The following is a 21,034-nucleotide window of genomic DNA, read 5'->3' on the forward strand; positions in this document are numbered from 1 at the left end:
ATTATTTTGTGCAAACTACTTGTTCCGTAAATCTGAGATCTATTTTTTTATACTTATCCAAAGAACCATCCAAACTTACTTTTTGAAAAAAAGCTTTATAGTTTTGGAATTTACGTTCTACATTTATCAAACTACCAAAATCAATTTGATAATTATAATTTCTATTGAGCATTAATAAGCTACCATTAGGCATAATTTGTATACCAATGATGTTTTTTCTCAAAAACGCATCATCATAAATTATCTTAAATAATTTAAATAAATCTTTGTTGTTTTTCTTGTTTATCTCCCCAGAAACAAGTGGAACTCGAGCTGTAAAATTCGCTGACAAAGGCATGGTATCACCCTCACTGTCAATATAGAAGGAACCCTCATCATTAAAGACTCTAGCTATAGGCGTCTTTTGTTTCACAACTGCTTTTAGAACACCATCGATACTCACATACACATCTGCCTTCTCGATCATTTCTTGAGCATTTAATACTTGCTCCAATTTATTCAAATCTAGCCTATCTTTTCTTATGGTTTTAGCATCCGAATTATTTTCTATCAACAATTTATTAACCGTTTCATTTTTTAAATAAAGAGAGTTTTCGCCTACAAAAACAACTTCAGATTTAGTTAATTTTCTCTTAGAATTTCGTTTGGATGTAAACGAAAAAAGAAAAATCACCAAAACAAACATCAGTAATAATCTTATATTATTCCAATTAAAGACTTTCATACAATGCTTTTTTAATTGAAGGAACCATTTCTCCCAAATCTCCTGCACCAATTGTTACAATAACACGCGCATCATTAGCCAAAATCGAAGGAATTAAATCTTCCTTACTAACAATTTTTTTATGCTCATTTGTCATTTTATCCATTAACCATTGTGAATTAATACCTTCCATAGGCAATTCACGGGCTGGATAAATTTCCATTAAAAAAACTTCATCAAAAGCCGACAAACTTTTAGCAAAATTATCTGCGAAGTCTCTTGTTCGACTGAATAAATGCGGTTGAAAAATAGCTAACACTTTTTGACCCGGATACAATTCTCGAACGGCTTGATGAACGGCATTAATTTCAGTTGGATGATGTGCATAATCATCAATATATACTAATTTATCTTCTTTAATTTGATACGAAAAACGTCTTCTGATTCCCTTAAAAGAAACCAAAGCTCTGGCAATAACATCGGTTGGGGTGCCGTATGTTATTGCCATCGCTAATGCCATTAAAGCATTCATTAAATTATGCTTACCTGGCAATCCGAAACGCAAATCTTTAATGAGTTCGTTTGGGGCTTTAACATCAAAAACATAACTACTATTTTCTATTCTTACATTGAAGGCTTCAAAAACTGCGTCTTCATTAACTGCACAAATCACCCCTTCGATAGGTAATTCATTGGTTATAAAAAGCTTGCTTTTATCTTCAACTTTATTTGCAAATTCTACAAATGATTCTTCAATTGCTGCACTCGTACCATAAATATCCAAATGATCAGCATCCATAGAAGTTATACATGCAATATTTGGGTGTAAATGCAAGAAGGAACGATCAAACTCATCTGCTTCAACAACGGTAACTGTTTTACCGGTTCCAATTAAATTAGAATCATAATTCTCAACAATTCCACCAATAAAGGCCGTCACATCAGCTCCACTTTCATATAAAATATGCCCTAAAATACTTGAAGTTGTTGTTTTCCCATGAGTACCTGCAACCGCAAAACAAAAAGTATCTTTGGTAATAATACCCAAAACTTCTGCTCTCTTTTTTACTTGATATTCTCTTTCCAAAAAATAATTCCACTCCGAATGTTTAACAGGTACTGCCGGTGTAATTATTACCAATGTATTTTCAACATAATAATCACTTGGAATTAGATTAATATTATCTTCAAAATGAATATCAATCCCACTTTCAATCAATTCATTGGTAAGAATGGAAGGCGTTTTATCATAGCCGGAAACTTGTTTTCCGATAGTTTTGAAATAACGAGCCAAGGCACTCATTCCGATGCCTCCAATTCCAATGAAATAGACGTTTTTTATTTGATTTAAATCCATTTTATTTCTTATTTTAATTTATCCAGATTATCCACTTCCATTCTACACATTCGACATACTAATCGATTCATTAACTTTATTTTTTAATCAACTTAACAATTGCATCGACAATTTGTTCAGTCGCTTTTGGCTTAGCCAATAATTTAATATTTTCACTTAATTGATCTTGCTTCCCTTGATCTTTTATCAACGATTCAAATACCAAGCTAAAATCTTCATCCAATTGTGATTCTTTAAGCAAAATAGCTCCTTTTTTATTTACTATTGCCTGTGCATTTTTAGTTTGGTGATCTTCGGCCACATTAGGCGAAGGAATAAAAATCACTGGCTTACCAACAATACACAACTCCGAAACAGAAGAAGCCCCAGCTCTCGAAATAACTATATCTGCAGCGGCATAAACCAAATCCATTCTTTCGATAAAGGCAACTACTTGTACATTATGCTTAATATATTTTTTATAATCCTCTAAATAAAATTTCCCACATTGCCATATCACTTGCACATTTAAAGAAAGCAGATTAGCCAATTCTTTTTCGATCAATTGATTAATTCTTCTGGCGCCAAGGCTACCACCAAGAACCAGCAGTGTTTTCTTGGATGGGTCCAAATTAAAATATTCGATAGCTTCTTTTCTTTTGTCTTGTATATCCAATAAATCTTGACGAACTGGATTCCCCGTCAAAATCATTTTGTCTTTCGGGAAAAAACGCTCCAGATGATCATAGGCAACACAAATGCTATTAGCCTTTTTACTCAAAAGTTTATTAGTAATCCCCGGATAAGAATTTTGTTCTTGGATTACGGTTGGGATATTCATGCTATTGGCCATTTTCAATAATGGTCCACTGGCAAATCCACCTGTACCAATAACAACATCCGGCTGGAATTTTTTTATAATTTTTCTAGATTCCCATAAACTATTCAATAATTTGAATGGGAACATTGCGTTTTGAATTGTTAGTTTTCTTTGTAGACCAGCAATCCAAAGACCTTTTATTTTGTAACCCGCTTGAGGCACTTTTTGCATTTCCATTTTGTCTTTGGCACCAACGAACAAAATTTCAGCATCGGGAAAACGAGACTCCAATTCATTTGCAATTGCAATTGCAGGATAAATATGTCCTCCTGTCCCACCTCCACTCAAGATAAATCTATGTTTTGCCATTTTGAAAAAATTTCTAAGTTGCTTCTTTTAATACTAAATTGTAACGAACTGTATTATTTTAAAATATCTAATAAACCCAATTATTTCAACACCGCATCCATTGGGTTTGTTGAATTATCCGTAATAGAATAACCGCTTGTGTCAAAATTGTCATTTACATTTTTAAAATCTGCTTCCTCAAGATCTGCTTCCAATTCTCTATCTATAAGTTTTTGAAGTATTTCTTCTCTTTTTTCTTTTTCTAATTTTTCCTGTGCAATTTCCTCTTCTTTCTTGGTCACGCTCAAAATAATTCCGAGTCCGAAACAGGTCATCCAAATCGAACTACCTCCACTACTTATCAAAGGCAATGTTTGTCCTGTAACTGGCAATAATTCCACCGCAACTGCCATATTAATCATGGCCTGAAAAATCATTGGAAAGCCTAAACCTATTACCACTAATTTTCCAAAGAGCGTATTCGCCTTATGTGAGGCAACTACAAATCGGAATAACAAAAGAAGGTACAATATTAGAACCCCCAAACCTCCAACAAGTCCATATTCTTCAACAATAATGGCATAAATAAAATCGGAAGAGGACTGTGGCAAGAAATTTTTCTGAACACTTTTCCCTGGTCCTAAACCATATAATTGACCTGAAGCAATAGCAATTTTAGCCTTTTCTATTTGATAATCATCCTCGTCTGCTTTATTACTTGTAAAATTCTCAATACGACTTTGCCAAGTCCCTACCCTACTGAAAAATTTAGATTCAGGAAAAGCTTTTGACATTAAAAAAAACAAAAACAAAATCACAACTCCAGAACCTATGATAAAAAATATGTACTTCAAAGGATATCTACCTATAAAAGCAAGCATAACTACCATTGCAAAAATTAAAGCCGTGGTCGAAAAATTTGCCGGCAGAATAAACATCAAAGTTATAAAAACCGGAGTCCATAGCTCCCATAAAGAGGACTTGAAAGTAATAGGCGTCTCTCTGGTTTTAGATAAATAACGAGCAACAAAAATAAACAACATAATCGCCGCCAGTGTAGAAGTTTGAAACGACAACCCGATGAATGGAATCTGAATCCATCGACTGGCATTGGCACCTGCAATCACAGTTCCTTTAACCAAAGTATAAGCCAATAAAATCCAAACTACAGGCAATCCCGCTTTTGAAATGGCTCTGAAATAATGATAAGGAATTTTATGAACCCAATAAATAATTAAAAAACCAATACAGATATGGGCAAAATGCTTCACCAAATAACCCAAAGTATTCCCAGTACCATGCCCTAAATAAGCCAAATTACTACTTGCACTAAAAACTGGCATAAAGGAAAACAGGCCCAACAAGGCCACGAATGACCAAATGCCTTTATCTCCTTTTAGCTTGTTAATTAGTTCTTTCATGATAATCTTTGTTTGAAGGTTTATTTTGTTTAAAGTTTAAAGTTGAGTGACATCAACCTTAAACTTTAAACTTTTAAACTCTTTTTTTATAAATTCTTTACCGCTTGTTTAAATTGCTTTCCTCTGTCTTCATAGCTTTCAAACAAATCAAAACTGGCACATGCTGGAGACAATAACACTGTATCTCCTTTTTCAGATAAACGTTGGGCCATACGAACAGCTTCACTCATACTAGTTACTTCAACCATTATATCAACCACATTCCCGAAGGCATCAATAATTTTTTTATTATCAACTCCTAAACAAACAATTGCTTTTACTTTTTCACGAACTAACGACATTAATTCATGGTAATCATTTCCTTTATCAACTCCTCCCACTATCCAAACAGTAGGTGTGTTCATACTGTCTAAAGCGAAGAATACTGAATTTACATTAGTAGCTTTTGAATCATTGATATATTGAACATTCTGAATCTTCAAAACTTTTTCCAAACGATGTTCAACACCTTGAAAATTAGATAAACTCTCACGAATCGTTTCTTTTCTTATTTGCAAAATTTTTGCAACAGAAGTGGCTGCCATAGCATTCTTTAAATTATGTTTTCCTTCTAATGCAATGTATTCTGTGTCCATTGTAAACTCTTCTTGGTTGATCTTTACTTCCATTTTGTTATTTTTTATATAAGCTCCTTCAGTAAATTCGTCGGTTAACGAAAAAGGAATTAATTTGGCTTTAACTTTATTTTTACTCAACCATTCTAAAATGGCTTCATCATTTGCATCGTAAATAAGGAAATCTTCCTCCGTTTGATTCATCGTGATACGAAACTTAGACTCTATGTAATTTTGATATTTGTACTCATATCGATCTAAATGATCAGGACTAATATTCGTTATTATAGCAATGTCTGGTCTGTAATCCACAATTCCATCTAACTGAAAACTGCTCAACTCAATTACATAAAAATCATAATCATTATCTGCGACCTGCCATGCAAAACTTTTACCTACATTTCCGGCTAACCCAACATTCAATCCTGCCGTTTTCAACAAATGATGAGTAAGCATTGTGGTAGTTGTTTTCCCGTTACTACCTGTTATTCCGACCGTAAAAGCTTTGGTAAAAGGAGCGGCAAATTCAATCTCGGAGATTACCGCAATACCTTTACTTTTTAATTGCTTCACAATTGGTGATTTATCAGGAATACCGGGGCTTTTCATAACCAAATCGGCATTCAAAACTAAACCCTCAGTATGTTTTTCTTCTTCCCAAGCGATGCCGTTTATAATTAACACCTCTTTATAACTGTCTTTTATCTTTCCAAAATCGGAAACAAAAACATCATAACCTTTTTTCTTACCGAGAATAGCAGTACCAACACCACTTTCTCCTCCCCCTAAAATCACTAGCCTCATACTATCTCAGTTTCAGTGTAACAATTGATAAAATGGCCAGCATGATAGCTACTACCCAAAACCGCGTCACTATCTTACTTTCATGATATCCCTTCTTTTGATAATGATGATGCAGTGGTGACATTAGAAAAATCCTTCGCCCTTCTCCAAAGCGTTTTTTAGTATATTTAAAATAGCTTACTTGCAAAACAACAGAGAAGTTTTCAACCAGAAAGATTCCACACAATAAAGGAATTAGCATTTCTTTTCGAACAGCAATTGCTAGTACCGCAATAATTCCTCCGATAGTTAAACTTCCTGTATCTCCCATAAAAACAGATGCTGGGTAGGAGTTGTACCAAAGAAAACCAATCAAAGCACCGAGAAATGAAGCTATAAAAACGGTCATCTCACCCGAATTGGGTATGTACATTATGTTTAGATAGTTTGAGAAAATAATATTACCCGAAACAAATGTGAAAATCGCTAATGCAAAAACCGAAACCGCAGAAGTTCCTGCAGCCAGACCGTCAATACCGTCAGTTAAATTGGCCCCGTTTGAAACTGCTGTGATTATAAAAATGACGATTGGAATAAAAACCAACCAAGCCCATTTTTCATACCCTTCGCCTGTCCAAGCTAATAATTCGGCATAATCAAATTCATTATTTTTGAAGAAAGGAATTGTAGTTGCAGTTGATTTTTCCTCCATTGAAGCTGGTTTAACAACAGTTTCTGTAGTTTGTTTAAAAATATCAACCTTACCTGTATCGGTTCTAACGGTAACGGCAGGGCTGAAATACAGAACTGACCCAACAATTACTCCTAGTCCAACTTGACCAAATACTTTAAATATACCTTTAAGACCTTGTTTGTCTTTCTTAAAAATCTTAATATAATCGTCAATAAAACCAATAGTTCCCATCCATAAGGTGGTAACTATCAATAAAACAATATAGATATTATGCAGTTTAGCAAAAAGTATCACAGGAACCAAAGTCGCAAATATGATAATGATACCCCCCATTGTTGGTGTACCCGCTTTTTCATTTTGTCCAGCCAACCCCAATTCACGAACTGTTTCTCCCACTTGCTGTCTACTTAAAAAACCAATTATGCGTTTTCCATAAATGGTAGACAATAACAATGATAACATCAATGCTAAGGACGATCTAAAGGTGATGTATTGAAAAACCCCTGTACCAGGAACATCCATTACTTTGTCTAAATATTGAAATAAGTAGTATAGCATATTGTTTTATTTTAACAGTTGATCTAAAATCTCTTTTACATTTTTCATGTCATCAAAATCATGACGTACCCCCTTGATTTCCTGATAGGTTTCATGCCCTTTACCAGCAATCAATATAATATCATTTGGCTGTGCCAATTGACAAGCTGTTTTAATCGCTTGCAGCCTATCCGTAATCGACAAAACTTTTTTGAAATTTTGAGCTTGAATCCCTTTTTCCATTTCTTGAATAATGGCTTCCGGCTCTTCGTTTCTAGGATTATCCGAAGTCAAAATTACTTTATCACTTAATTCTGTGGCGATATTGGCCATAACAGGGCGTTTTGCAGTATCCCTGTTTCCACCACACCCCACAACTGTTATTAATTGTTCATTATTGGTTCGTACATCGTTAATGGTATTCAAAACATTTTCGAGTGCATCTGGTGTATGAGCATAATCTACTATAGCCGTTATGTTTGTATTGGAAACAATATATTGGAATCGTCCAGAAACACTTTCCAATTCAGACATCAATCGCAATACTTCCAAACTATCTAACCCTAATTCTACAGCCGTTCCATATATTGCCAACAGATTATAAGCATTAAAAGTTCCAATTAATTTCACCCAAACTTCATTACCATTTATTTTCAACAACAAACCAGACAATTGATTTTCTAGAATTTGTGCTTTATAATCGGCATACGTTTTTAGAGCATAAGTAAGTTTTTTGGCAGCAGTATTTTGAAGCATTACTTGCCCATTTTTATCGTCGATATTGGTAAGAGCAAAAGCATCACTTGGTAAATGATCGAAAAAAGATTTTTTTACATCTCTATATTCCGCAAACGTCGGATGATAATCTAAATGATCATGGGATAAATTAGTAAATATTCCTCCTCTAAAATGCAAAGCCTCAGTTCGCTTTTGGTGAATACCATGCGAGCTTACCTCCATAAAACAATATTCAACACCAGCATCCACCATTTCCTTGAGGAAAGAATTTATAGTTATAGAATCTGGAGTAGTATGGGTTGCTTTATATTCTACATCATCAACTAAAATCTTCACAGTAGAAAGCAAACCTACTTTAAAATCTGCTTTTTTAAACATTTGATATAACAGAGAAGCAATAGTTGTTTTACCATTCGTTCCTGTAATACCAACCAATTTTAGCTTTTGCGATGGATTACCAAAATAATTGGCAGCCATAAAAGCCAAGGCGGCATTGGTGTCTTTCACACACACATAAGTCACTCCATTTTGCAGACTAGCCGGAAGCGTATCACAAATAACCGCTGTAGCACCAAGTCCAATTGCTTTTTCAATAAAATCATGCCCATCTGAAATAGTCCCTCGAATCGCAATAAAAACGTCATTTTTTTCTACTTTTCTAGAATCAAAATTCAATTGGTTTATAGCAATTTCGGTAGAACCCGTTACAGATTCTATCGCTACTTTATATAATATGTCTTTTAGTATACTCATGATAATTCCAATAGAATTGATGAATTTTTTACAATACTTTGTCCCGCTTGAATGGATTGTTTTTTTACTTTCCCAATTCCAATAGCTTTAACCTTTAAGCCCAAATTCTCCAATAACGCAACTGCATCCATTCCTGACATTCCTTTCACATTTGGAACAGAATTTTGCTTTTTCTGCATTTTTACATAATAGGCATTATAACTGCTCTCTTGTTTTGGATTAGGATTATCTAATTTCTTAATCACATTCGTAGAAGGCGTATCTGTAAATATTTTTTGGGCAATTCTCTTAAAAACTGGCCCAGCAACATCGGCACCATAATAATCATTACCCGAAGTATTAGGTTTATGAACCACTACAATGCAGGAATACTTAGGACTATCAGCTGGAAAATAGCCTACAAAAGAAGAAACATAATGTTTATCTTTTCCTCCATTTGCCGCATAATTTGCTTGCGCTGTCCCCGTTTTACCTGCCATAGAAAAATCTTTGGAATACAATTTTGACCCTGTTCCTTTTTTTACCACATTAACCAAAACTGCTCTTACTTTTTTTAACGTTTCAGGAGAACAAATCCTTGGATTCATAACTTCTGTATCGTATTTTTTTATGGTCTTATTCCAAGCTTTGATTTCAGAAACTAATTGTGGTTTTACCATTACTCCATTATTAGCAACAGCATTATAAAAGGTTAAAGTTTGCAAAGGTGTAACCGAAACTCCATATCCGAAAGCCATCCACGGAAGTGAAATGTTAGACCAATTTTTATCTGTCGGTTGCGGAATAACTGGCCTTCCTTCACCCTTAAAAGCCAATCCTAGTCTCTTATTTAAACCATAGGAATTAATATGATTCACAAACTTCGTAGGATTATTTTTGTAATTATTATAAACGGCTTGAACCATTACTGTATTCGAAGAAACTTCAAATCCTCTAGCCAAAGATATTTTACCATAACCTCCTTCATGAGAGTCTCTTACTTTCCTTCCTGAGTAAATAACAACTCCACCGTGACTATCATATACAGTACTTGTATCCGCAACTTTATCTTCTAAAATCGACATCAAATCAACTAATTTAAAAGTAGACCCTGGCTCATGGGATTCAGCGTAAGCATAATTGGTAGTTTCATAATAACTACCATCAGTTGCTCTTCCTAAATTTGAAATGGCTTTGATATGACCTGTCTTGGTTTCCATAACAACTACGCAACCATGATCTGCTTCGTATTCTTCCAATTGTTTCAACAAAGCATGATGTGCAATATCCTGAATATAAACATCTATCGTTGAGATAACATCATATCCATCTTGTGGTTCTACTTCATTTACATCACGGATAGGTTTCCATTGCCCTTTAGCAATTTTTTGTTTTAATATCTTACCGTCTTTTCCGTTTAGGTATTTACTATACGCCCACTCGATCCCTTTTCCGTCTGAATATCCTTCAGGCATTTTTCTTTCATAACCAATAGTACGCTCAGCTATGTGTCCAATTGGATGTTCTCTAACTGTTTTTTGCTCAATTATAATTCCGCCCTTATAAGCTCCCAAATTAAATAACGGAAAGCCTTTTATTTTCATATATTCAGTATAACTCAACTTTTGAGCCACCAAAAAATATCTGTTTTTATGCGCTCTCGCTCTTCTTAATTCACTTTGAATTGTACTGCTGGATTTTTTAAGCAGCATGCCTAATGAATCCGAAAGCAATTTTACATTTTTCTCAAAAACTTCTGTTTTTGGTGCAACAGCATCAAAACGAATTGCATAATTAGGAATTGAGGTTGCCAAAAGGCTTCCATCAGCTGAATAGATATTCCCTTTATTTGCAGGAATAACAAAATTTCTAACTGTTCTTTCTTTAGCTAATTCTCGATAATGATCTCCATCAACCCATTGAATATTAGTTAACTTAACAGCAATGGCAATTGCCATCAAAAAGATGAAAACGGCAACCAAGTAGGTTCTATAGGATATATATTTATCTTCTACTGCCATATTCTTTCTAAGAAATTTTTCTCTTTAGGTTCTTCAACTTCTATTTTAACTGGAGGAACGGTTGATGGGAAAATTTGTTTTTCTTCCATCTTAGCCGAAACCGTAGATTCCATTTTGAGTTTCATCAACTCAGAACGTCTGTCTACAAATTCAGAACGCAACTCTTTTACTTTATTGGTCAATTCAACAATCTTAAATACTTTTTGTTCGTAACGCTGTGTATTGGCAATCATTATTATAGCAAGTAAAATCACAAAGACAATAAAGCGCCAATTTTTGACTGCGTTATCATCTATAAGAAACTGTGCTTTTAATATGTTATAAATTCCACCTTTCATTTTATTACTTTTTCTCAGCAATTCTCAACTTAGCACTTCTGGCTCTATTGTTTATTTTGATTTCTTCGTTATCAGGAACAATTAATTTTCCGATAGTTTTAAAAGGAACCGAAAAATTTCCATAAAAATCGCGCTCAGGCTCTCCTTCGAACATTCCATTTTTTATGAATCTTTTTACCAATCTATCTTCTAATGAATGATAAGAAATCACACTCAATCTTCCTCCTGGTTTCAAAATTTCAAGGGATTGTTCCAAAAACTCTTTCAAAACATCCATTTCTTGATTTACCTCAATACGAATCGCCTGATAGATTTGAGCCAATATTTTATTTCGAACTCTTTCAGGCAAATATTTCGCCAAGACTTCTTTCAATTCATCTGTCGTTTTGATTAATTGATGCTCTCTAGCTTCTATAATTGTTCTGGCCAAAGCTGGTGCGTTTTTCAACTCTCCATAATCCAAAAACACTCTTCTCAAGTTGGCATCATCATATTCATTTACTACTCGATAGGCATTCAAATCATTTTTTTGACTCATTCTCATATCCAGTCCGGCATCAAATCGAGTCGAAAAACCTCTTTCAGGTACATCAAACTGATGAGAAGAAACTCCCAAATCTCCCAAAATACCATCGACTTCTTTTATACCATAAAAACGCAAAAACCTTTTTATAAATCTAAAATTTTCGTTAATAAGCGTAAATCTTTCATCAGGCAAAGCATTTGCTAAAGCATCTTCATCTTGGTCAAAGGCAAACAATTTACCATTTGGCCCCAGCCTACTCAATATTTCCTTTGAATGACCACCTCCTCCAAAAGTTACATCCACATAAACTCCGTCTGGGTTTATATTCAAGCCATCTACCGAAGCATGTAGCAATACTGGATTATGATATTCCATTGTCGTCGTCATTTAAATTACCCATTACTTCCTCGGCTAAATCCGCAAAATCAACATCTGCACCGTCTATTGATTTCTCATACAAATCCTTATCCCAAATTTCTACAATATTAACTGCAGAAGAAAAAACCACATCTTTATCAATACTGGCAAAAACCACTAAATCTTTAGGAACCAACAACCTACCCAATGCATCAATTTCTACCACTTTTACTCCAGCCGTAAAACGACGGATAAAGTCATTGTTTTTTTTTACGAAACGATTAAGTTTGTTGATTTTTTTCATCATCAAGTCCCACTCTTCCATAGGATACAATTCCAAACAGGGCTGAAATACAGAACGCTTCAAAACAAAACCGTTTTGAAGCGAGGAAGCCAATTGCTTTTTTAAGGGAGAAGGTAATAAAACCCGTCCTTTTGCATCGACTTTACACTCATATGTTCCTATAATTGTGTCCAAGTGAATAGTGTTAATTGTATAAAGCAAAAATATATAAAATTTTACCACAATTTACCACTATATACCACTTTGTTAATAAGTTTAACCACTTTTACTCGAAAACGCTTAGTTTATAGACAATCAGAACGTTAGCCAATACACCGATTATTTGTAAGAAAGATTGTGTTTTGTTTAAAAGCCTGCATTTTTGATTATCAAAGCACACTCTTAAAAGCCTAAAAAATCCATCAATTATTAGTTAAAAAACTAACGAAATATCCAGTCAAAACCTTTCTTTTCAGGAGAGACAATAAAAGGTTAAAAAATAGCCACTAAAATTCTTTTTAATTTTATAAACCCTATATTTGTGAAAAATTGAAAATTGTCATTTAAAACATGGAAAAATACTATAAAAAAGAAGGCAAATACGGATATTACGAAGCAGGAGAAGGAATTCCGATTGTCATCTTACATGGTTTAATGGGGGGACTTAGCAATTTTGACGCTGTGGCTAGTTACTTTTCTAACAAAGGGTACAGAATCATCATCCCCGATTTACCTATTTACACTCAAAACATATTAAAAACAAACGTAAAGAGTTTTGCTGTCTATGTAAAAAACTTCATTACTTACAAAAAATTAGACAGAGTCATTCTTTTAGGGAATTCACTTGGAGGACATATTGCATTATATCATACTAAAATGTTTCCTGAAAAAGTATCAGGACTGGTAATTACCGGAAGTTCTGGACTATACGAAAGCGCCATGGGAGACAGTTATCCAAAAAGAGGCGACTACGAATACATTAAGAAAAAAGCTGAAGATGTATTTTACGACCCAAAAATTGCAACACCAGAACTCATTGACGAAGTATATGCAACCGTAAATGATCGTATAAAATTAATCAAGACCTTGACTATTGCCAAAAGTGCCATTCGTCATAATATGGCCAAAGATTTACCAAAAATGCATGTGCAAACCTGTATTATTTGGGGAAAAAACGATCAAGTTACCCCTCCCGATGTAGCGGATGAATTCCACAGGTTATTACCTAATTCCACTTTGTACTGGATTGACAAATGTGGTCATGCCGCCATGATGGAACAACCAGAAGAATTTAACAAGCATCTTGAAGACTGGCTTACCCACACTCATCTTAGAGAACACTAATCGAAAAGGAGAATTTTATACTCAAAAACATGAAAATTAATACTGCCGAATTCGTAATAAGCAACTCAGATGTAAGCAAATGTCCAAAGGACTTTTTGCCGGAATATGCTTTTATTGGTCGTTCCAATGTTGGAAAGTCATCATTGATTAATATGTTGACTAATCACAAAAAATTAGCAAAAACATCTGGAAGACCTGGAAAAACACAGCTTATCAATCACTTTTTAATCAACAACAATTGGTTTCTAGTTGATTTACCGGGCTATGGTTATGCTAAAGTTTCTAAAAAAACAAAATCTGTTTTTCAAGAATTCATCACTGATTATTTTGAAACAAGAGAGCAACTGGTTTGTGCTTTTGTTTTAATTGATGTTCGTCATGAAGCACAGACAATCGACATTGAATTCATGTCGTACATGGGAGAAAGTGAAATTCCATTTTGCATTATTTTCACTAAGGCCGATAAAATCAGTAAAGTAAAAATCGATTCACATATTGCAGCTTATAAGAAACAAATGTTTGCCAATAATTGGGCTGAAATGCCACAATACTTTGTTACTTCGGCGACAGAATCAACAGGAAAAGAAGAATTATTAAACTACATAGACGAAGTAAACCAAGAAGTATTCAAAAATAATTCGGAGTTTTAAAATCTTTACACTTAAAAAAACAAATCCCAAAACTGAATTTTTAATTTCAGCTTTGGGATTTTTTATTTCTAATAATTAGAAAAATTAATTCACCTCATTAAAAGCTGTTAATTTTTCAAAGTCATTTATTATCAAATCTCCCTGAACTTTTACGAGTAACAGTTCAGATCCATTTTCAATTTCAACAATAACCTCCTTCAGCTGTTCACCTTTTTCAAAAGAGTAAATGCGAATTTTTTCGTTTGTATTCGCTGAATGAAAAATTTCCTCAAAATCATTATTCTTCAAAAAAACATCAAATTTAGTTTTTAAAGATTCTGGATTTGATTTTGAAATCAATACATGAAACTTTTTGATTCCCGAAATTTGCTTAGTCAAATCTTCAAACTCCTCCTTACCAATAAGTGTTCTGACCAGAAAACGGGAAGCTCCAAAAGAAACTGCAACCTCTTCTTTATTTTCTTTCCTAAATGTTTCATAAGGCGCTTTGGATCCACAAGAAACCAAAACTAATGCTAGCGATAATGCAATTATATTCTTCATAATTTCTGTTTAAAATAAAGACGATTATCCTTTTCTTTTGTAACAGAAATTTATAAAAACTATTTCTTCAATTCTAGTTTCTCAGCAAAATAATCACAGAAGTCCAACATCGTATCCGACATCTTCTCATCATTTGTAGCTCTTTTGAAAGTATCCGCCATAGCGACTAAGGTTTGATGGAAGAAAATTTTCATTTCATCAACAGGCATTTCTTTAGTCCACAAATCGATACGCATGCTTTCCTTGGCTTTGCTATCCCAAACATTAAGCATGATTGCTTTTGATTCTGATAGCTCCACTCCTCCATCCTTTGCAGTCCAAAAAAGCTTTTCCGGAACGCGGTTTTCATCCAATTCGACTAAAAATTTAATTTCTGAGGTATTTTTATTTGACATTATTTCTTGGGTTTGTATTTTGATTTTTCGAAAATTTCTTTGGCATCCGTTTTTAATAACTGATCTACCGTAACATCATTATTTATCATAAAAGACCTAACAATTTGCCAGCCTATCCATGAACCTACTTGCCCTGGAGAATCATTATCTATTTCTAAATAAAATTTTGAAAAAGGAGCTGGATCAATAAAACGAGAGGTCAATTTTTGTTCATCACTAAAAAGCATTTCTCTTTCAATAAAATAGCGCCATATATAACTTTCATTTTCTTGGCACCAAACAATTTGCTCTGGAGTGTATCCCATTTTTTCGGCATCGCTGTATTCCGGAAGCAAAAGATCCTTTAAATAGAGTTGCTTTCCAAAATAAATCATTTGAGACAACAAATTTTTATCCGTTGGAGGAGCAATTTTTCCTAATGAAAAACTCTTCACTACATCTGGCATCATTTGTCTTTCTTCAAAATTTTGCTTCAGATATTTCGGAAAAGTATAAAACTTATGCTCTTTTCCCAAATACAATTCTAATGAAATTATAATCAACGAATCTGCATAAATTGCTTTATTCGCATAATCCATATCCGAAATTAGCGTAATCAGTTTAGGCGTTTTAGTCTTAGGAAAATAATATTTCATATGCTGAACCAAAGTTTCCACCTCATTTTGTATTCCATCAGTTGAGGCATACTTTTTCTCTACTTCCGTATATACTTCTCTCCAAATTGGAGCCGTCATTTTATTTATCCAAACGCTATCATTAATAGCTGGTGAGAAAAAATAAGGATATTGCTTTTTTAATTTTGCCAGATCGTTTGGAGAAGTTTCAAAGAACTGCTTATCAAAACGTTCCACTTTAATTTTATCCATTGGTGTTTCTTCAATAGCTTTTTCGACTTTGCTTTTTTGGTCACAAGACAATAAAAGCAAACTGCAAACTATCGTTGAGAGAAATAATTTCATGTTATTTTATTTATTTATCAGTTTCTAGACTGGTTTAAAGAATAATTCACAAATCTTCATAAGCTATTTCAACCTAAACCAAACATCCTATATCTAATTGTATAATTTTATTTAAATTTGTTTCAAAAGGAATTCCGAAAAACAATACACTTATTTTTTTGCAAATATACATCCCTGCTTTTTAAAACTTAAACTATTATGACTAAAAAAAGAACCCTCCAAATCGAAAAAGTAAACACTCATATCGTAGAATGGCTAAAAAGCTATGCTGAAAATTCAAAAGTTAATGGATTTGTAATTGGAATATCCGGCGGAGTAGATTCGGCAGTAACCTCAACACTCTGTGCACAAACAGGTTTGAAAGTATTATGTGTCGAAATGCCAATTCATCAGGCACATAGCCATGTCACTCGCGGACGCGAACACATTGAACAATTAAAAGGACAATTTCCAAACGTCAGTAGTGTTGAAGCGGACTTGACTTCGGTTTTTCAAGATTTCATAAAACAGGTTCCAGAAACAAGTGATTTACACAAACTACATTTGTCCCTTGCAAATACCCGCTCCAGACTAAGAATGACCACTTTATATTATTTTGCTGGTATATATGGTTTATTGGTCGCTGGAACCGGAAATAAAGTAGAAGATTTTGGAGTCGGATTTTACACTAAATATGGAGATGGCGGAGTTGACTTAAGTCCAATTGCAGATTTAATGAAATCTGAAGTATATCAATTGGGAACCTATCTAAAAATTCCAAATTCTATTTTGACAGCAGCTCCGACAGATGGATTATTTGGAGATGAACGAACAGATGAAGATCAAATAGGAGCGAGTTACGACGAATTGGAATGGGCTATGAATCTAACTGACTCAGAAACAAATACAAATACATTTTCAGAACGCGAAAAAGAAGTCTTAAAAATCTACAAAAAACTCAATCAGAACAATCAACATAAGATGAATCCTATACCTGTTTGCACAATAAACTGTTAAAAAAAAATAATTTGTCCGAAAAATTAGACTTATATGAAAATATTTTTTTAATTTTATATCTTCAAAAACAATCCTAAAACTAAATACCATGATTAAAGTTTGTTTAGCAGATAACTATCCTGTAGTACATTTTGGAATAAAATCGTACTTCAAAGACCATTCGGACATTTCCATTGTTGCCAACGTTGGTAATTTCGCAATGGTAAAAGACATCCTTCTTACCAAAGAAATAGATGTTCTTGTATTGGACCTAGAACTTGAAGGCTTATCAAGTATTTTTGAAATCAAATCGGTTTTGAAAAATTTTCCAAAAACAAAAATTATTTTTTACAGCGGTCTTTCAGAACAGATTTACGCTCCAAATGCAATTAAAGCGGGAGTTTCTGGTTTTGTTCACAAAACCGAAAAACTGGAAACTTTGGGTCAGTCGATCATCAAAGTAAACCAAGGCAAAATCATCATGAATGAAGCAGTCATGAAAAACATTGCTTTGATTGCAAAACAAAGCAAAAGCGAGCGTTTGTACAGAAAACTTTCAAATCGTGAAGTGGAAGTATTACGTTATTTAAGCGATGGTAAGAAAAACCACGAAATTGCTGAGATTTTATCGCTCAACGAAAAAACAATCAGTACTTACAAATTACGATTGTTGACTAAATTAAACGTAACGAATCTAGTAGATTTAGTAAATAAAGCTAAAACTTTAGAAATCGTTTAACTGTAGCGTGACATGACTCTTCCTAATTTTTTCGAAAAAGAATTAATTAGTTTATAGTAGTCCATCGCCATAGACATAGACTCTGTATTATCTGAACCTGGTTCATTTGATACAGAGTTTTTTAATTCCTCTATAATTTTGTCTACCAAGTACCAACGCATCGTCAAAATAGTTTCGGATACATATTGACTGATAGTCTCGTTTTTGGTTTTAGGAATAATGTTCTGTCCTTCCCAATTGTGCAATACCAATCGCTCATCTTCCATCAATATATCAGTCACTTCTTGAGCAAAGTCGGAATTTAAATGCATTAAATATTTTTCAAACTCTAAATTTTCATTCTGCAGAAAATATTGGATTAAGTCATTGAAAATATCACGGAATAAAGGATTGGCAAGTTCCACCTCATCTTCCTGCAAACTAAGATAAATCCTTTGATAAACTTTATACTCTTTCTTTTCGGTTACATTTTCGATTTCACCCGATTCATTTGTTCTGAGGTAAACATCTTCAAATTCTTCTGTTTTGTTACCATACAACAAAAGAATCTCAATTATTTTGCGCTCCAAACGATACAATACATCCACTTTTGCAGCTTGAACAGGATTTTCATTTTTTACAATTTCAAAAGCTTTTTGTTCCTGTTTTGCTTTTTTCCCTACTTCGGTAACATCCTTTTGAACCAATTGTGCCAAAGTGCTTGTCAAAACCTGCTCGGAAATATCCATTATTCTGGAACATTCCTGAATGTAAATCTCGCGCTGGATTCTATCCGGAATTTTCGAAATACTGGCAACCATATCCCGAATCAAATCGGCTTTCTTAACGGGATCATTTTTGGCATCATTCATCAAAAGGGATGCTTTGAACTGAATAAAATCCTTGGCATTATTTTCTAAATAGGCAACTAAATCTTCATAGGACGTTTTTCTGGCAAAACTATCAGGATCTTCTCCATCAGGAAATGCACAAACTCTTACGTTCATTCCCTCTTCAAGAATTAAATCGATTCCCCGAATAGAAGCGCGAAGTCCCGCATCATCTCCATCAAATAGCACGGTAATATTTTTGGTCAATCTATTAATTAATCTTATTTGATCTGGTGTAAGCGCTGTTCCCGAAGAGGCCACAACATTTTCAATACCTGCTTGATTAAACTGAATAACATCGGTATAACCTTCAACCAAAAAACAATTGTTAAGTTTAGCTATTGATTGTTTGGCCTGAAAAATACCATACAACACTTTACTTTTATGGTAAAGATCACTCTCTGGGGAATTTAAATATTTGGCAGCTTTTTTATCATTGGTCAAAATCCGACCTCCGAAACCAAGCACCCTTCCAGACATACTCTGAATAGGAAACATCACCCTGCCTTTGAATCGGTCAAAAGGGCGATCTTCCCTAGCAATGGTCAATCCTGTACTTTCCAAAAATTCCATTTTATAGCCTTTTCCTAGAGCTTCTTTTGTAAAAGCATCCCAAGTTTCAGGAGAATATCCCAAGGCAAATTTCTTGATGGTCTCATTGGTAAAACCACGTTCTTTAAAATATGAGAGTCCAATGGCCTTTCCTTCTTCAGAATTTAAAAGTGTAGTATGAAAATAGGTCTTGGCAAATTCAGAAACCAAATACATACTTTCGCGAACATCAGTATTTAATTTTTCTTCTTCTGATTGTTCCGTCTCTTCAATCTCAATATTGTATTTTTTAGCTAAATACCGAATGGCTTCCGGATACGTAAAATGCGAGTGTTCCATTAGGAAAGCAACGGAGTTTCCACCTTTGCCAGAGCTAAAATCTTTCCAAATTCCTTTCGCTGGCGAAACCATAAAAGAAGGGGAACGCTCATCCGAAAACGGACTCAGCCCTTTGAAATTACTTCCTGCTCTTTTTAACTGTACAAAATCTCCAATAACCTCCTCTACTCGAGCGGTTTCAAAAACAGTATCTATCGTTGCTTGTGATATCAAAATTTATGAGAATATTTAATGGTAATCTTTTCGAAAATTCGAACAGTTACAAAAATACACAAATCAAACTTTATAATTCAAAATAAAAAAAGTGCTTCATTGCTGAAACACTTTTTTTACATTAAACAACTTAACTAATCATTAATTAAAATCGAAACGAAGTCCTAACGAAATATTGTTTTGGTCAACTGCATTATTTTCGAACAAAGGCTGTAAATCGTATTTTAAATACAAGCTTGTTGATTTGTAACCAACATACGTACTCAACCCATAATTGAAATCATTTACATTATAATTGCCTTTCGTTTTTTGCTCCACATCATTCCCAACAGCATCATCATAACAAAGAATTTGTTTGGATTTCACCCTAAATCCAGCATATCCTCCCAAACCAACTCGCATGCTTTTATGGGTTCTAAAATAATTAGCATCATCTCGTATTTCTTTCTTAGTAAAATCAAATTCCAGATGCAAAGGCACCATGATATACACATTTCTAAATCTGGATTCATCTAAATGCACTGAACTGGTTACCAAATCGGTTTGCGCACCGTTTTTCATAAAGTAACGATCATCAGTTGCACGTAGATTGTTATACATCAGCGACATTCCATATTTAAAATGTAGCAGATTATCTTCTTTTAGAATTCTTGTGTTGTATGTAAATCCCCATTCGTAGAAGTGAGATTTCCAATATTTAAAATCCGAATGAGCCACTTGTTTGTTCGTTACTAAATTATTTACCCCAAGTGCAAACACAAACTGAGAAGTGGTTCTTTTTTCACCATTAAAACATTTTTTCTTCGAAAAATAATCTTTACTGAAATGAATGGTAATAGCGGCAGATGAGTCTTTAGCAATGCTTTTAATCTTTCCATCTACTTTGTCTTGCACTATTTCATGCAATTCCTCTTCCAGTTTTGTGATTTGATCTTCAATAGCAACAGCTGAAGATTCGGCTAATTCTTTCTTCTTTTTATCTGCTTCTTCAGCAGTAATTTTATTTTCGGACAATTCGACATTCACCTCCTCAACCTTAATTTTTAATTTTTCTTTTTCTTCTTTTACGATTGTCTCCATCTTGAAAGCAACCTCTTTTGTTCTACTTTCAAATGATTCTTGAGCTCTCATTTTGCTTCCGAAAAGGCATACGAATACTACTAAGTAAATTTTAAAATTCCTCATGTTTGTTTGTTTTTAAATGT

Annotated in this window: 20 protein-coding genes; 4 read left to right on the forward strand and 16 right to left on the reverse strand. The window is 33.8% G+C overall.

The window, feature by feature from the left end; translation table 11 throughout:
- Position 1: 1 nt before the first annotated feature.
- From C8C85_RS04795 to C8C85_RS04845, 11 genes are all read right to left on the reverse strand, one after another.
- Positions 2 to 724 carry a cell division protein FtsQ/DivIB gene (locus C8C85_RS04795; RefSeq protein ID WP_116796056.1) on the reverse strand — a complete coding sequence of 241 codons (723 nt, stop codon included), beginning with the start codon at positions 722 to 724 and terminating at the stop codon, positions 2 to 4.
- The gene (gene murC, locus C8C85_RS04800; RefSeq protein WP_116796057.1) at positions 711 to 2,060 is read right to left on the reverse strand and encodes a UDP-N-acetylmuramate--L-alanine ligase; all 1,350 of its coding nucleotides are present in this window, start codon (positions 2,058 to 2,060) and stop codon (positions 711 to 713) included. Before murC ends, C8C85_RS04795 begins: the two co-directional genes overlap by 14 nt.
- Positions 2,061 to 2,136: 76 nt before the next feature.
- Positions 2,137 to 3,228 (reverse strand): undecaprenyldiphospho-muramoylpentapeptide beta-N-acetylglucosaminyltransferase, encoded by a 1,092-nt coding sequence (murG, locus tag C8C85_RS04805; RefSeq protein WP_116796058.1) that lies wholly within the window; start codon positions 3,226 to 3,228, stop codon positions 2,137 to 2,139.
- Positions 3,229 to 3,308: 80 nt separating this feature from the next.
- On the reverse strand, positions 3,309 to 4,628 hold the full coding sequence (locus tag C8C85_RS04810; protein WP_116796059.1) for an FtsW/RodA/SpoVE family cell cycle protein: 1,320 nt from the start codon (positions 4,626 to 4,628) through the stop codon (positions 3,309 to 3,311).
- An 86-nt stretch (positions 4,629 to 4,714) separates the two neighbouring features.
- Positions 4,715 to 6,046, reverse strand: coding sequence for a UDP-N-acetylmuramoyl-L-alanine--D-glutamate ligase (murD, locus tag C8C85_RS04815; RefSeq protein ID WP_116796060.1), 1,332 nt, complete (start codon positions 6,044 to 6,046; stop codon positions 4,715 to 4,717).
- A 1-nt stretch (position 6,047) separates the two neighbouring features.
- Positions 6,048 to 7,277 carry a phospho-N-acetylmuramoyl-pentapeptide-transferase gene (gene mraY / locus C8C85_RS04820; RefSeq protein WP_116796061.1) on the reverse strand — a complete coding sequence of 410 codons (1,230 nt, stop codon included), beginning with the start codon at positions 7,275 to 7,277 and terminating at the stop codon, positions 6,048 to 6,050.
- A gap of 6 nt (positions 7,278 to 7,283) precedes the next feature.
- Positions 7,284 to 8,747, reverse strand: coding sequence for a UDP-N-acetylmuramoyl-L-alanyl-D-glutamate--2,6-diaminopimelate ligase (locus C8C85_RS04825; RefSeq protein ID WP_116796062.1), 1,464 nt, complete (start codon positions 8,745 to 8,747; stop codon positions 7,284 to 7,286).
- Entirely contained in the window at positions 8,744 to 10,747 is a 2,004-nt protein-coding gene (locus C8C85_RS04830; protein WP_116796063.1) for a penicillin-binding protein, read from the reverse strand. Before C8C85_RS04830 ends, C8C85_RS04825 begins: the two co-directional genes overlap by 4 nt.
- The gene (locus tag C8C85_RS04835; RefSeq protein ID WP_116796064.1) at positions 10,738 to 11,085 is read right to left on the reverse strand and encodes an FtsL-like putative cell division protein; all 348 of its coding nucleotides are present in this window, start codon (positions 11,083 to 11,085) and stop codon (positions 10,738 to 10,740) included. Before C8C85_RS04835 ends, C8C85_RS04830 begins: the two co-directional genes overlap by 10 nt.
- Positions 11,086 to 11,089: 4 nt before the next feature.
- Positions 11,090 to 11,998, reverse strand: coding sequence for a 16S rRNA (cytosine(1402)-N(4))-methyltransferase RsmH (gene rsmH, locus C8C85_RS04840; RefSeq protein ID WP_173503614.1), 909 nt, complete (start codon positions 11,996 to 11,998; stop codon positions 11,090 to 11,092).
- Complete coding sequence (locus tag C8C85_RS04845) at positions 11,973 to 12,446, reverse strand: division/cell wall cluster transcriptional repressor MraZ (RefSeq protein ID WP_116796066.1); 474 nt, start codon at positions 12,444 to 12,446, stop codon at positions 11,973 to 11,975. The genes rsmH and C8C85_RS04845 overlap by 26 nt, the downstream gene beginning before the upstream one ends.
- A gap of 375 nt (positions 12,447 to 12,821) precedes the next feature.
- Here C8C85_RS04845 and C8C85_RS04850 point away from each other — a divergent pair, with 375 nt between their 5' ends.
- Entirely contained in the window at positions 12,822 to 13,595 is a 774-nt protein-coding gene (locus C8C85_RS04850; protein ID WP_077373371.1) for an alpha/beta fold hydrolase, read from the forward strand.
- 29 nt (positions 13,596 to 13,624) lie between these two features.
- A complete protein-coding gene (gene yihA, locus C8C85_RS04855; protein WP_116796067.1) occupies positions 13,625 to 14,245 on the forward strand; it encodes a ribosome biogenesis GTP-binding protein YihA/YsxC in 621 nt (206 codons plus the stop codon).
- An 84-nt stretch (positions 14,246 to 14,329) separates the two neighbouring features.
- On the opposite strand, the gene C8C85_RS04860 is transcribed toward yihA, so the two are convergent.
- The 3 genes from C8C85_RS04860 to gldB are packed head-to-tail and all read right to left on the reverse strand — an operon-like array spanning position 14,330 to position 16,142.
- Positions 14,330 to 14,788 carry a DUF4252 domain-containing protein gene (locus C8C85_RS04860; RefSeq protein WP_116796068.1) on the reverse strand — a complete coding sequence of 153 codons (459 nt, stop codon included), beginning with the start codon at positions 14,786 to 14,788 and terminating at the stop codon, positions 14,330 to 14,332.
- Positions 14,789 to 14,847: 59 nt separating this feature from the next.
- Positions 14,848 to 15,183, reverse strand: coding sequence for a gliding motility protein GldC (gene gldC / locus C8C85_RS04865; protein WP_111409904.1), 336 nt, complete (start codon positions 15,181 to 15,183; stop codon positions 14,848 to 14,850).
- Positions 15,183 to 16,142 (reverse strand): gliding motility lipoprotein GldB, encoded by a 960-nt coding sequence (gene gldB, locus C8C85_RS04870; RefSeq protein ID WP_116796069.1) that lies wholly within the window; start codon positions 16,140 to 16,142, stop codon positions 15,183 to 15,185. Before gldB ends, gldC begins: the two co-directional genes overlap by 1 nt.
- A gap of 198 nt (positions 16,143 to 16,340) precedes the next feature.
- On the opposite strand from gldB, the gene nadE reads away from it, so the two are divergent.
- Positions 16,341 to 17,138, forward strand: coding sequence for an NAD(+) synthase (gene nadE, locus C8C85_RS04875; protein WP_116796070.1), 798 nt, complete (start codon positions 16,341 to 16,343; stop codon positions 17,136 to 17,138).
- A gap of 88 nt (positions 17,139 to 17,226) precedes the next feature.
- Positions 17,227 to 17,856 (forward strand): response regulator transcription factor, encoded by a 630-nt coding sequence (locus tag C8C85_RS04880; RefSeq protein ID WP_077373388.1) that lies wholly within the window; start codon positions 17,227 to 17,229, stop codon positions 17,854 to 17,856.
- Here the strand turns inward: C8C85_RS04880 and dnaG are convergent.
- Positions 17,853 to 19,829 carry a DNA primase gene (dnaG, locus tag C8C85_RS04885; protein WP_116796071.1) on the reverse strand — a complete coding sequence of 659 codons (1,977 nt, stop codon included), beginning with the start codon at positions 19,827 to 19,829 and terminating at the stop codon, positions 17,853 to 17,855. The two genes, C8C85_RS04880 and dnaG, sit on opposite strands and share 4 nt — an antisense overlap.
- Positions 19,830 to 19,970: 141 nt before the next feature.
- Complete coding sequence (locus C8C85_RS04890) at positions 19,971 to 21,014, reverse strand: hypothetical protein (RefSeq protein ID WP_116796072.1); 1,044 nt, start codon at positions 21,012 to 21,014, stop codon at positions 19,971 to 19,973.
- Positions 21,015 to 21,034: the final 20 nt, after the last annotated feature.

It is taken from the genome of Flavobacterium sp. 103, from assembly GCF_003096795.1.
Classification (GTDB): domain Bacteria; phylum Bacteroidota; class Bacteroidia; order Flavobacteriales; family Flavobacteriaceae; genus Flavobacterium.

Excerpts from the sequence above, each read along its gene's own strand:
- C8C85_RS04795 (WP_116796056.1), bottom strand. The coding sequence starts at position 724 with ATGAAAGTCTTTAATTGGAATAATATAAGATTATTACTGATGTTTGTT.
- murC (WP_116796057.1), bottom strand. The coding sequence starts at position 2,060 with ATGGATTTAAATCAAATAAAAAACGTCTATTTCATTGGAATTGGAGGC.
- murG (WP_116796058.1), bottom strand. The coding sequence starts at position 3,228 with ATGGCAAAACATAGATTTATCTTGAGTGGAGGTGGGACAGGAGGACAT.
- C8C85_RS04810 (WP_116796059.1), bottom strand. The coding sequence starts at position 4,628 with ATGAAAGAACTAATTAACAAGCTAAAAGGAGATAAAGGCATTTGGTCA.
- murD (WP_116796060.1), bottom strand. The coding sequence starts at position 6,046 with ATGAGGCTAGTGATTTTAGGGGGAGGAGAAAGTGGTGTTGGTACTGCT.
- mraY (WP_116796061.1), bottom strand. The coding sequence starts at position 7,277 with ATGCTATACTACTTATTTCAATATTTAGACAAAGTAATGGATGTTCCT.
- C8C85_RS04825 (WP_116796062.1), bottom strand. The coding sequence starts at position 8,747 with ATGAGTATACTAAAAGACATATTATATAAAGTAGCGATAGAATCTGTA.
- C8C85_RS04830 (WP_116796063.1), bottom strand. The coding sequence starts at position 10,747 with ATGGCAGTAGAAGATAAATATATATCCTATAGAACCTACTTGGTTGCC.
- C8C85_RS04835 (WP_116796064.1), bottom strand. The coding sequence starts at position 11,085 with ATGAAAGGTGGAATTTATAACATATTAAAAGCACAGTTTCTTATAGAT.
- rsmH (WP_173503614.1), bottom strand. The coding sequence starts at position 11,998 with ATGACGACGACAATGGAATATCATAATCCAGTATTGCTACATGCTTCG.
- C8C85_RS04850 (WP_077373371.1), top strand. The coding sequence starts at position 12,822 with ATGGAAAAATACTATAAAAAAGAAGGCAAATACGGATATTACGAAGCA.
- yihA (WP_116796067.1), top strand. The coding sequence starts at position 13,625 with ATGAAAATTAATACTGCCGAATTCGTAATAAGCAACTCAGATGTAAGC.
- C8C85_RS04860 (WP_116796068.1), bottom strand. The coding sequence starts at position 14,788 with ATGAAGAATATAATTGCATTATCGCTAGCATTAGTTTTGGTTTCTTGT.
- gldC (WP_111409904.1), bottom strand. The coding sequence starts at position 15,183 with ATGTCAAATAAAAATACCTCAGAAATTAAATTTTTAGTCGAATTGGAT.
- gldB (WP_116796069.1), bottom strand. The coding sequence starts at position 16,142 with ATGAAATTATTTCTCTCAACGATAGTTTGCAGTTTGCTTTTATTGTCT.
- nadE (WP_116796070.1), top strand. The coding sequence starts at position 16,341 with ATGACTAAAAAAAGAACCCTCCAAATCGAAAAAGTAAACACTCATATC.
- C8C85_RS04880 (WP_077373388.1), top strand. The coding sequence starts at position 17,227 with ATGATTAAAGTTTGTTTAGCAGATAACTATCCTGTAGTACATTTTGGA.
- C8C85_RS04890 (WP_116796072.1), bottom strand. The coding sequence starts at position 21,014 with ATGAGGAATTTTAAAATTTACTTAGTAGTATTCGTATGCCTTTTCGGA.